This window comes from Desulfovibrio piger (genome assembly GCF_012843875.1).
Taxonomy (GTDB): Bacteria; Desulfobacterota; Desulfovibrionia; order Desulfovibrionales; family Desulfovibrionaceae; genus Desulfovibrio.
Map to the genome: position 1 here is coordinate 1 of NZ_JABAFY010000065.1, position 10,987 is coordinate 10,987.

Here is a 10,987-nt window from a genome sequence, read left to right on the forward strand (position 1 = left end):
TCGGTTATCTTTCGACTGTCGAGCAGCTGCGGGAAAAGGGTATCCTGCTTGCGGTGCAATTCATTTGACAATCTGCCACAAAACGGTTTCCCTCTCCCCCTCGCGTCATCATCCCACAAAAAGCTATCGCCTATTTCAAGCCAAGATCGCGGAGCAGGTTGCTGACGGCCATGTGGCCCATGGTGGCCACGGCGCCGCTGGTGGAGGACGAGCAGTGGGAGCCCATGACCAAGTTGTCCAGGGCGTACCAGCGGGCATCCTGCGGCGGCTCCTGTTCGAAGACGTCCAGACCGGCGCCGTAGATGCGTTTCTGCTCCAGGGCCTCCAGCAGGGCGGGGCCGTCCACCAGCTCGCCGCGAGCGGTGTTAATGAGGATGGCGGTGGGCTTCATGAGGGCCAGACGCGGGGCATCCACCAGGTGGCGGGTGCTGTCGTCGAGGCTGGTGTGCAGGCTGATGAAGTCGGCTTCGCGGAAGATACGCTCCAGACCGGCGCGCTCCACATGGTTCCCGCTGGCCCAGGCGTCGTCCCAGACGATGTCGTGGCCCAGCACCTTCATGCCGAAGCCCGCGCCGCAGCGGCGGGCCACCCGCTTGCCGATGGCGCCCAGGCCGATGATGCCCACGGTCTTGCCGTACAGGTCGATGCCGGTGATCTTGCTCCAGTCCCATTCACGGCAGCGGCGGTCGATGAGGGCCACCTTGCGGGCCACGCCCAGCATGAGGGCCAGGGCGTAGTCGGCCACGGCCTCGCTGTTGGCGCCCACGGTGCGGGAGACCTTGATGCCGCGGGCCTCGCAGGCGGCAAGGTCGATATTGTCCAGGCCCACGCCGTACTTGGCGATGGCCCGCAGACGGGGCGCGGCGGCCAGCACCGTGGCATCGACGGGGTCCACGCCCACGATCAGGCCGTCGCAGTCGGCCAGCTTTTCGCACATCCGGTCGGCGGAGAGGATGCCGCCGGTATCGTTGCGCACGACGTCCAGCCCCGCATCGCGGAGGATGTCGAAGAGTTCGGGATTGTTCTTGCCGAAGGATCGCGGGGTGGCGAGGACTTTCATGACGGGGCTCCTTGTAGGGAAAGGTGTGCGGCGGGGCAGGCGTTCCTTGCCCGCAGGATGCCCGGCGGAAAAGGGCCGGGCAGGCCGGGGAAGAGCCGTTCATGCCCTTCTGGATGCGCTGTGCGGGCCGGGCCGTTTTTGCGCGGGCGGCAGGGGCCTGCGTCCTGAACCTAGCCCAGCAGGCGGATTTGTCAACGCCGGACGCGGTCGCGGGCAGGTGCCCGTTTTCCTTTGCCTTGCGGGCGTCTGCCGTGTACAATGCGCGAAAAAATGCAACGCAGGTGACTATGAGCATTCTTCAGGACAATACTTCTTCCGCCGCCATGGAGCGGCTGGATTCCGTGGTCGACCGTCTTTGCCATCCCGAATCCCTGGACAAGGTCTGGCATTGTTCGGCCCGCGGCATGGCCATGCCTTCCCTGGACAGGCTGAACGAGATCATGGATCGCCTGCGGGCCGCCCTGTTCCCCGGCTATTTCGGGGCCGCGCGCGTCTGGCGGGAATCCATGCGCCATCACCTGGCCGCCAATCTGGACAGCGTCTACCGTCTGCTGGCCGAGCAGATCCAGCGCGGCATCTCCTTCTCCTGCAAGGGCGAGGGCGAAGGCTGCCAGAACTGTGAGCGCAACAGCCGCGAGCTGGCGCTGGCCTTCATGGACAAGCTGCCGGACATCCGCCACAAGCTGGCCGGGGATGCCCAGGCGGGCTACGAGGGCGACCCCGCGGCCACCAGCCCCGGCGAGACCATCTTCTGCTATCCCTCCATGTACACCATGGTGCATCACCGCATCGCCCATGAGCTGTACAGCCTCAAGGTGCCGCTGATCCCGCGCATCATCTCCGAGATGGCCCACTCCCGTACGGGCATCGACATCCATCCCGGGGCCACCATCGGCAACGACTTTTTCATCGACCACGGCACGGGCGTGGTCATCGGCGAGACCTGCATCATCGGCAACAGCTGCCGTCTTTACCAGGGCGTGACCCTGGGGGCGCTCTCCTTCCCCAAGAATGCCGACGGGACCCTGACCAAGGGCATCCCGCGCCATCCCATCCTGGAAGACAAGGTGACGGTCTACGCGGGCGCCACCATCCTGGGCCGCGTCACCGTGGGCCGGGGCGCGGTCATCGGCGGTAACGTCTGGATCACCGACGACGTGCCCGCCGGGGCCAAGGTCACGCAGGAGCGTCCGTCATGAGGCCCGTGCGCAAGGGGCGCCTTTTCCTGCCGCTGCTCCTGCTGGTGGCGGTGATGCTGGCGGCCTGCCTGAGCGGCTGCGGCACGGAGGTCAAGGCCAAGGGACAGATGATCGGCGGCGTCTCCATGGGACGCGGCCTGTAACAGCGAGGTCGGGATCATGCGTACTCTGGTACAGGGTGGTCTTGTGGTGCGCCATGACGGCGTGCGCAGGGCCGATGTCTTGTTGGAGGACGAGCGTATCGTGGAAGTGGGCGAAGGCCTTTCCGCTTCCGGCGCCTGCGTGGTGGACGCCACGGACTGCTATGTGCTGCCCGGTGGGGTGGACGCCCAGGTGCGTCCCGCCGGTGCGGGGCTGGGCGGCCTGGCCCGGGCCGCGCTCTTGGGCGGTACCACCAGCCTGGGCGTGCTGCCGCCGTGCGACGGCTCCACGCCGGTCACGGACGGCCTGCCCCTGGATGTGGTCGTGCACGCCGATGCCGCCGGAGAACTGCCGGATGCGGCGGCCTGCGCGGCCTTTCCCGCGTCGCTGCTGACGGCTGCCGACGCCTGCACGCGCCTGCGCGGTCTCAAGAGCCAGGGCATGCTGCCGCTGGCGGCCTGCGGTCTGGAGCCCGTGGTCAGGGGCATGCGTGCCCGTCTGGAAGCCGAAGGGCAGCGGGACGTGCAGATCTGGCCGCAGGTCTTCCCGGCCTATGCCGAAGAAACGGCCGTGCGTCTGGCGCTGACCCTGGCCCATGCGGCGGAAAGCCCGCTGTGTCTGGGCCCGGTCTCGTCGGCACGCGCCCTGACGGCGCTTTCCGGCGGGCATGACTGCGGCCGTATCCATGCCTGCACGGCGCCGCGCTATCTGCTGCTGGATGCCGCCAGCTATGGCGAGGGGGCGGCCGAGGGCCTGAAGTATGTCTGCATGCCGCCCCTGCGGGCCCCGCGTGACGGGCGCCTGCTGTGGGAAGCGCTTGCCCGCGGCCTGCTGGATCATGTGGTCTCCGCCCATGACGAGGTCAGCTATGCCCGCAAGTGGGCCACCGGCCGGGAATCGGTCTTTGCCTGCCCGCAGGGCATGCCCGGCGTGGAGACGCGCCTGCCCCTGCTGTTCTCGGAAGGCGTGCGCAAAAGCCGCCTGACCCTGCCGCGCTTCGTGGATGTGGCCTGCACCACGCCTGCCGCCCTGCTGGGCCTGGGCGAACGCAAGGGCCGTCTGGAAGCCGGTTTCGACGCCGACGTGGTGGTGCTGGATCCTGTCTGCTGCCGGGAGCTGAGCGTCCGCGGCCTGCATCAGGGCGACTATACGCCCTATGAAGGCCTTGAGGTGCAGGGCTGGCCGCGCCATGTCTGGGCGCGGGGCCGCCATGTGGTCACCGAAGGTGTCTGGAGCGGCCCGGAGCAGGGCAGCACCGGCCCGGCCGCCTGAGGAACGTTTTTGCCGGCGCGGCATCCCTGAGGGGGTGCCGCGCCTTTTTTGCTTTGGCGGCGCACTTGGCAGAGCGGGCCTTGCCGGGTATAAGAACGCTTCGCACCACTGTTGCGGAGCGCAGCCGGATGCCGCGCTGCCGCAGGCCAGGGAAGATGGCCCCGGCCGGTCGGGCGCATGCCCGGGGACCGGCCCCTGGGGGCCTGTCTTTTTTGCCGGTGCGCCGGGGCCCGCACTCCCACGGCGGCGCCGCTCCGGCTCGAAAGGAGGATGTATGCTGGAAAAGATTTTTGACCTCAAGGGCAACGGGACATCGGTCCGGCAGGAATTGCGTGCCGGTCTGACAAGCTTCATGGCCATGTGCTACCTGATCTTCGTGGTGCCTTCCATGCTGGCCGATGCGGGCATGCCGCGCGAGAGCGCCGTGGCCGCCGTCATCTGGGTGACCATCGCCATCACCCTGCTCATGGGCCTGTGGGCGCGCTTCCCCGTGGGCGTGGCGCCCGGTCTGGGGATCACGGCCTTTTTTGCCTATTACGTCTGTGGCCCGGCCGGCTACAGCTGGCAGACGGGCCTGGGCGCCGTCTTCATCTCCGGCGTGTTCTTCATGCTGCTGACCGTGACCCGCGTGCGGCAAATGATCATCGACGCCGTGCCCATGGACCTGAAATACGCCATCGTGGTCGGCATCGGGGCCTTCATCGCCTTCATCGGCCTCAAGAACTGCGGCATCGTGGTGGCGGACCCCTCCACCTTCGTCACCCTGGGGCCCCTGACCAAGCCCGAAGCCCTGCTGGCCCTGGGCGGCCTGGCCCTGCTGGCCATGCTCATGTGCCTGCGGGTGCCCGGATCCATGATCATCGGCATCCTGACCGTCACCGTGGCCGGTGTGCTCTGCGGCGTGACCGCCATGCCGGAGCAGGCCTTTTCCGGCTTCAGCCTGCCCCTGCCCACCGAGACCTTCATGCAGATGGACCTCAAGGGCGCTCTGCATCACGGCCTGATCTCCATCATCTTCACCCTGACCATGGTGGACCTGTTCGACAACATGGGCGTGCTCATCGGCCTGGCGCGCAAGGCCGGCTTCATGGATGAGGATGGCCACATCCGCCATCTGGACAGGGCCCTGGTGACCGACTCCATCGGTACCATGTGCAGCGCCGTGCTGGGCGCCACCACGGCCACGTCCTATCTGGAATGCGCCGCCGGTGTGGCCGAAGGCGGCCGTACCGGCCTGACGGCCGTGACCATCGCGGGCCTGTTCCTGCTGGCCCTGTTCTTCACGCCGCTGGTGGCCATGGTGCCCGCTTATGCCACGGCCCCCGTGCTGGTGCTGGTGGGCGCCCTGATGATGCAGGAAGTGGTGCAGATCAAGTTCCGCGATCTGAGCGTGGCCATCCCGGCCTTCCTGACCATCATCGCCATGCCCCTGACCTTCAATATCGCTACGGGCTTCGGCTTCGGTTTCATCAGCTTCGTGGTGCTGCGCGTCCTGACCGGGCGCTGGCGCGAGGTGAGCCCCATCATGTACATTGTTGCCATCTGCTTTGCCGCCAACTTTGCGTTGCGCGGCTAGCAGGGCTGGACCATATCAACTCTCAAAGGATCAAGGCGGAATTATGTCTGGTAACACACAGCGTGAGATGCTGGGAAGCCGTCTGGGCTTCTTGCTGCTTTCGGCGGGCTGCGCCATCGGCCTCGGGAACGTCTGGCGTTTCCCCTACATCACCGGCGCGTATGGTGGCGCCATCTTCGTGGGTATCTATCTGCTCTGCCTGTTCGCTGTGGTGCCTACCATGATCATGGAATTCGCCGTGGGCCGTGCCGCCCGCCGCAATATGGGCCTGGCCTTCCACATCCTTGAGCCCAAGGGCAGCAAGTGGCACTGGGGCGGCAAGGTGGCCCTTATCGGCAGCTACCTGCTGATGATGTTCTACACCACGGTCACGGGCTGGATGCTCTATTACTGCTGGTACATGGCCAGCGGCGCCCTGAGCGGCCTGGATGCCGCCGGTGTGGGCAAGTTCTTCGGCGCCACCCTGGGCGACCCCGTGGCCCAGGTGGTGGGCATGACCCTGGTGGTGCTCGTGGGCTGCGGCGTGTGCGCCATGGGCGTGCAGAAGGGCGTGGAGCGCGTGGTCAAGCTGATGATGCTGGGCCTGCTCTTCATCCTCATGGCCCTGGTCATCCGCTCCCTGACCCTGCCCGGCGCCGAGGCTGGCGTTTCCTTCTACCTGTCGCCCGATCCCTCCAAGCTGGAGAAGACCGGCCTGTTCCCGGTCATCAACGCGGCCATGAACCAGGCTTTCTTCACCCTGTCCGTGGGCATCGGCGCCATGTGCATCTTCGGCAGCTACCAGGGCAAGGACCGCTCCCTGACCGGTGAGGCCATGTGGATCATGGGCCTGGATACCTTCGTCGCCCTGATGGCCGGCCTGATCATCTTCCCGGCCTGTTTCGCCTTTGGCGTGGAGCCCGGCTCCGGCCCCGGTCTGGTCTTCGTGACCCTGCCCAACATCTTCAACGTCATGGCCGGCGGCCAGCTGTGGGGCACGCTGTTCTTCATCTTCATGAGCTTCGCGGCCCTCTCCACGGTCATCGCCGTGTTCGAGAACATCATCTCCTACAGCGCCGACGTGTGGGGCATGGAACGCCGCCGCGCCACCTGGCTGCATGCCGTGGGCATCTGGGTCTGCTCGCTGCCCTGTGCCCTGGGCTTCAACCTGCTGGCCGACTTCCAGCCCCTGGGCGCCGGCACCTGCGTGCTGGATCTGGAAGACTTCCTCATCAGCAACAACATCCTGCCCCTGGGCGGCCTGTTCTTCCTGCTCTTCTGCTGCCTGCGCCGCGGCTGGGGCTGGGACAACTTCATCGCCGAAGTGGACCAGGGCGTGGGCATGAAGTTCCCCCGCTGGCTGCGCGGCTATGTGACCTACGTCCTGCCCTGTCTGATCATTTTCGTGTTCGTCATGGGCTACGTGGACAAGTTCTGGAAGTAGGCGGGCCCGGCGGTCCGCAAGGGCCGCTCCCGCTGTCGGGACCGTTCCCCGCGCCGCATGGCGGCCTCCGGGGGGCGGTCCTGTCATGCACGGCCCGGAGCATGAGAGCCCGGGCCGCATCCACGGATCTTAGGCCGTCCGCGGGACGGCATCATCATGTCCTGCTCCCGGAAGATGACCCGGGCAGCGTCCCCGCAGCAGCCTGACGGCTGCACGCCTCCGGCCGGGGGCGGCGCGGACCGTAAAGGGCAGGGCGCCGGGCAGAGGCCTCCGGCTCTCTTCCCGTGCACAACGACACATGCCGACCCAGCGGCCGGCAGGGAGGTTTCATGTCTCAGTCCAGAGAGATGCTGGGCAGCCGTCTGGGCTTTCTGCTGCTTTCGGCGGGCTGCGCCATCGGGCTGGGGAACGTCTGGCGCTTCCCCTATATCACCGGTGCTTACGGCGGCGCGGTCTTCGTGGGCGTCTACCTGCTCTGCCTGCTGGCCGTCCTGCCGGTGATGATCATGGAATTCGCCGTGGGCCGTGCGTCCCGCAGCAACATGGGGCGGGCCCTGAAGGTCCTGCCGCCCGAGGGCACGCGCTGGCACATCTTCAGCAAGATCCCCCTGTGGGGCAGCTACCTGCTCTCCATGTTCTACACCACGGTCACGGGCTGGATGCTGGCCTATTGCTGGCACAGCTTTTCCGGCAACCTTTCCGGTCTGGACACCGCGGGCGTGGCGTCCTTTTTCGGCAGCACCCTGGCCAGCCCCTTCGAACAGGTGCTGGGCATGACCATCGTGGTGGGCGTGGGCTGCCTGGTCTGCGCCATGGGCGTGCAGAAGGGCGTGGAGCGCGTGGTCAAGGTCATCATGGTGGGCCTGCTGGCCATCCTGGTGCTGCTGGTGGTCCGCAGCCTGACCCTGCCCGGTGCGGGCGCGGGCGTGAGCTTCTATCTGGCCCCGGACGTGGAGAAGATGCAGAGCGTGGGCTGGTACGCCGTGCTCAATGCGGCCATGACCCAGGCCTTCTTCACCCTGTCGGTGGGCATCGGCAACATGACCATTTTCGGCAGCTACCAGAGCAAGGACCGCTCCCTGACCGGTGAGGCCCTGTGGATCATGAGCCTGGACACTTTCGTGGCCATCATGGCGGGCCTGATCATCTTCCCGGCCTGTTTCGCCTTCAGCGTGGCGCCCAACAGCGGCCCGGGCCTGATCTTCATCACCCTGCCCAACATCTTCAACGCCATGGACGGCGGCATCCTCTGGGGCACGCTCTTCTTCGTGTTCATGAGCTGCGCGGCGCTCTCCACGGTCATCGGCGTGTTCGAGAACATCATCTCCTACAGCGTGGACGTCAGCGGCATGCCGCGCCGCCGGGCCTGCGCCGTGCATTTCGTCTGTCTGTGGCTGGCCTCGCTGCCCTGTGCGCTGGGCTTCAACCTGCTGGCCGACTTCCAGCCCCTGGGCCCCGGCACCTGCGTGCTGGATCTGGAAGACTTCCTGCTCAGCAACAACCTGTTGCCCTTCGGCTGCCTGCTCTTCCTGCTTTTCTGCAGCTGGCGGCGCGGCTGGGGCTGGGACAACTTCGTGGCCGAGGTCAACCAGGGCCAGGGGGTGCGTTTCCCGCGCTTCATGAAGTATTATCTGCGTTACGGCCTGCCCTGCATTATCCTGCTGGTCTTCGTCATGGGCTACGTGGACAAGTTCGGCAAATAATCTCCGGGTACTTGCCCTCGGCGCCGTGCCGGGGCATAGTGCAAGGGCCGCACGCTTGGGCGGCAATCCCGAAAAAGGAAGATCCATGAGTACTCTGCTGCAGAAATCCTCCAAGAAATCGCTGATCCGTGAATACGGCGAAGCCCTGCTGGTGGCGCTGGTCCTGGCGTTCGTCATCAGGACCTTCGTGGTCCAGGCCTACAAGATCCCCTCGGAATCCATGGTCGAGACCCTGCTGGTGGGCGACCACCTGCTGGCCAGCAAGTTCGCCTACGGCATCAAGATCCCCTTCACCCACAGCTACATCTACCGTGGCGATGATCCCGCCTACGGTGACATCATCATCTTCGAATACCCCAACGATCCCTCGGTGGACTACATCAAGCGCGTCATCGGCCTGCCCGGCGACGTCATCACCGTGCGTGACAAGCGTCTTTACCGCAACGGCATGCCCGTGGAAGAAAAGTACATCCGCTACGAGCAGCCCAACATCATCGAGCCCATCCGCGACAACTTCGGGCCCGTGACCGTGCCGCCGGACAAGTACTTCGTCATGGGCGACAACCGCGACAATTCGCTGGACTCCCGCTTCTGGGGCTTTGTGGATCGCGGTGCCATCCAGGCCAAGGCCTGGCGCATCTACTGGTCCTGGGACGACAAGGACAACAGCCCGCGCTGGAGCCGTATCGGCAAGGCCGTCCGCTAGGGCGCGGGACCGGGGAGATCCTGTTGCGGGAAGAGGCATCGTACCGGCAGCGGAAGGACGTTCCGTTCCCGGCCGTGGCCTCTTTCCCGTGCATATTGCCGGAAGGGCATGACGGGTGCGATCCCTGCCGTGTCCTGCGGGCTTTTTCCACAGAAGCATGATCACAGGCGCTGTCGCAGATGCGGCAGCGCTTTTTTTACAGCCGCCGTACGGGCCGGAGCGACGGTCATCCCGTACGGGGATGGCCCTTTCCGCAAAGGGGCGACGGCGGCGCGGGGGAGGAGTATGGTCATACGATTGTACGGCGCCGGTCTGGAAGGGGTGGATGCCTTCCCGGTGGATGTGGAAGTGGACCTGGTGCGTCAGGGCCTGCCCGGCTTCACGCTGGTGGGCCTGGCCGAGGCGGCCGTGCGCGAGGCCCGGGAGCGGGTCTTTTCGGCCCTGCGGGCCTGCGGATTTCGCCTGCCGCCCTCGCGCATCACCGTGAATCTGGCCCCGGCCGGACGCCGCAAGAGCGGGACCGCCTTCGACCTGCCCCTGGCCCTTGGCCTGCTGGCGGCCAGCGGGCAGATCCCCGTGGAAGCCCTGCAGGGCCGGGTCTTTGCCGGAGAGCTTTCCCTTTCCGGTGCGCTCCGGCCGGTGCCCGGCATGCTGCCCCTGGCCATCATGGCCCGGCAGCTGGGCCTCGCTTCCGTCATCCTGCCCCCGGACAACGGCGCGGAGGCGGCTGTGGTCCGGGACGTGGCGGTCTACACGCCCGCGCATCTTTCCCAGTGCGTGGCCTTTCTGCTGGGGCGGGAAGAGCTCGAAGCCCGGCAGCCCCTGCCCGCGCCTCCGGAGGATGCCGTCCTGTCCGGCATGGACTTTGCCGAGGTCCGCGGCCAGCAGGGCGCGCGACGTGCGCTGGAAGTGGCGGCCGCCGGTGGGCACAACCTGCTCATGATCGGCCCGCCCGGCAGCGGCAAGACCATGCTGGCCCAGCGTCTGCCCACCATCCTGCCGCCCCTGGACTTTGAAGAAGCCCTGGAAGTCACCAAGGTCTACAGCGTGGCGGGCAAGCTGGCCCCCAGTCAGGGGCTGGTGCGCGTGCGTCCCTTCCGGGCGCCGCACCACACGGTCTCGGAGGTGGCCCTGGTGGGCGGCGGCCTGCATCCCCTGCCCGGTGAGGTGAGCCTGGCCCATCGCGGCGTGCTCTTCCTCGACGAGCTGCCCGAATTCCGCAAGAACGCGCTGGAAGTGCTGCGCCAGCCCCTGGAGGACGGCCGCGTGACCATCGCCCGTGCCGGGCAGAGCCTCACCTATCCGGCCGCCTGCATGCTGGTGGCCGCCATGAATCCCTGTCCCTGCGGCTACTACGGGGACCCCGACCACGAATGCACCTGCCGCCCCGACATCCTGCACCGGTACCGCAACCGGCTGTCCGGTCCGTTGCTGGACCGTATCGACGTCCACGTGGAGGTGCCTGCCGTGCCCTATGAGGATTTGCGCGGGGGCAGCCCTGCCGAAGACTCGTCCACCATCCGAAAACGCGTCCTGACGGCCCGTGAGCGCCAAAATGACCGCTATGCCGGTACAGCCTGCCGTTGCAATGCCGATCTGGGCGGCTTTTTGCTGGAACGCTACTGCGCCCTCGATGCCGCCGGGCACGCGCTCATGGAGCAGGCCGTGCGCGCCCTGGGCCTCTCCGCCCGCGCCTACACGCGGGTGCTGCGTCTGGCCCGTACCATCGCCGACCTGGAGGGCAAGGACGCCATCGCTCCCGCCCATGTGGCCGAGGCCATCTCCCTGCGCGTGCTGGATCGCCCGCAGTAGGGGCGGAGAAGATTTGTGGGCAGATTGTCAAATGAATTGCACCGCAAGCAGGATACCCTTTTCCCGCAGCTGCTCGACAGTCGAAAGATAACCGA

9 protein-coding genes are annotated in these 10,987 nt (G+C 66.6%); 8 read left to right on the plus strand and 1 reads right to left on the minus strand.

Annotated elements, in window-relative coordinates; all coding sequences use genetic code 11:
- Nucleotides 1-130 precede the first annotated feature (130 nt).
- Entirely contained in the window at nucleotides 131-1,060 is a 930-nt protein-coding gene (locus HF854_RS11370; RefSeq protein WP_168936395.1) for a phosphoglycerate dehydrogenase, read from the minus strand.
- A gap of 287 nt (nucleotides 1,061-1,347) precedes the next feature.
- Between HF854_RS11370 and epsC the strand changes: the two genes are divergently transcribed.
- The 8 genes from epsC to HF854_RS11410 all read left to right on the plus strand — a co-directional run bounded on the left by epsC (nucleotide 1,348) and on the right by HF854_RS11410 (nucleotide 10,892).
- Nucleotides 1,348-2,259, plus strand: a complete 912-nt coding sequence (epsC, locus tag HF854_RS11375; RefSeq protein WP_040369750.1) for a serine O-acetyltransferase EpsC — start codon at nucleotides 1,348-1,350, stop codon at nucleotides 2,257-2,259.
- The gene (locus HF854_RS11380) at nucleotides 2,256-2,402 is read left to right on the plus strand and encodes a hypothetical protein (RefSeq protein ID WP_168936396.1); all 147 of its coding nucleotides are present in this window, start codon (nucleotides 2,256-2,258) and stop codon (nucleotides 2,400-2,402) included. Before epsC ends, HF854_RS11380 begins: the two co-directional genes overlap by 4 nt.
- Nucleotides 2,403-2,418: 16 nt before the next feature.
- Nucleotides 2,419-3,672 carry an amidohydrolase family protein gene (locus HF854_RS11385; RefSeq protein WP_168936397.1) on the plus strand — a complete coding sequence of 418 codons (1,254 nt, stop codon included), beginning with the start codon at nucleotides 2,419-2,421 and terminating at the stop codon, nucleotides 3,670-3,672.
- 274 nt (nucleotides 3,673-3,946) lie between these two features.
- Nucleotides 3,947-5,248, plus strand: a complete 1,302-nt coding sequence (locus HF854_RS11390; RefSeq protein WP_168936398.1) for an NCS2 family permease — start codon at nucleotides 3,947-3,949, stop codon at nucleotides 5,246-5,248.
- A gap of 43 nt (nucleotides 5,249-5,291) precedes the next feature.
- Entirely contained in the window at nucleotides 5,292-6,671 is a 1,380-nt protein-coding gene (locus tag HF854_RS11395) for a sodium-dependent transporter (protein WP_168936399.1), read from the plus strand.
- Nucleotides 6,672-7,000: 329 nt separating this feature from the next.
- Nucleotides 7,001-8,374, plus strand: a complete 1,374-nt coding sequence (locus tag HF854_RS11400; RefSeq protein ID WP_168936400.1) for a sodium-dependent transporter — start codon at nucleotides 7,001-7,003, stop codon at nucleotides 8,372-8,374.
- A gap of 85 nt (nucleotides 8,375-8,459) precedes the next feature.
- Entirely contained in the window at nucleotides 8,460-9,080 is a 621-nt protein-coding gene (gene lepB, locus HF854_RS11405) for a signal peptidase I (protein ID WP_168936401.1), read from the plus strand.
- Between the two features lie 285 nt (nucleotides 9,081-9,365).
- Nucleotides 9,366-10,892 carry a YifB family Mg chelatase-like AAA ATPase gene (locus HF854_RS11410; RefSeq protein ID WP_168936402.1) on the plus strand — a complete coding sequence of 509 codons (1,527 nt, stop codon included), beginning with the start codon at nucleotides 9,366-9,368 and terminating at the stop codon, nucleotides 10,890-10,892.
- Nucleotides 10,893-10,987: the final 95 nt, after the last annotated feature.

Coding starts and splice junctions, on each gene's coding strand:
- HF854_RS11370 (WP_168936395.1), bottom strand. CDS start 1,060: ATGAAAGTCCTCGCCACCCCGCGATCCTTCGGCAAGAACAATCCCGAA.
- epsC (WP_040369750.1), top strand. CDS start 1,348: ATGAGCATTCTTCAGGACAATACTTCTTCCGCCGCCATGGAGCGGCTG.
- HF854_RS11380 (WP_168936396.1), top strand. CDS start 2,256: ATGAGGCCCGTGCGCAAGGGGCGCCTTTTCCTGCCGCTGCTCCTGCTG.
- HF854_RS11385 (WP_168936397.1), top strand. CDS start 2,419: ATGCGTACTCTGGTACAGGGTGGTCTTGTGGTGCGCCATGACGGCGTG.
- HF854_RS11390 (WP_168936398.1), top strand. CDS start 3,947: ATGCTGGAAAAGATTTTTGACCTCAAGGGCAACGGGACATCGGTCCGG.
- HF854_RS11395 (WP_168936399.1), top strand. CDS start 5,292: ATGTCTGGTAACACACAGCGTGAGATGCTGGGAAGCCGTCTGGGCTTC.
- HF854_RS11400 (WP_168936400.1), top strand. CDS start 7,001: ATGTCTCAGTCCAGAGAGATGCTGGGCAGCCGTCTGGGCTTTCTGCTG.
- lepB (WP_168936401.1), top strand. CDS start 8,460: ATGAGTACTCTGCTGCAGAAATCCTCCAAGAAATCGCTGATCCGTGAA.
- HF854_RS11410 (WP_168936402.1), top strand. CDS start 9,366: ATGGTCATACGATTGTACGGCGCCGGTCTGGAAGGGGTGGATGCCTTC.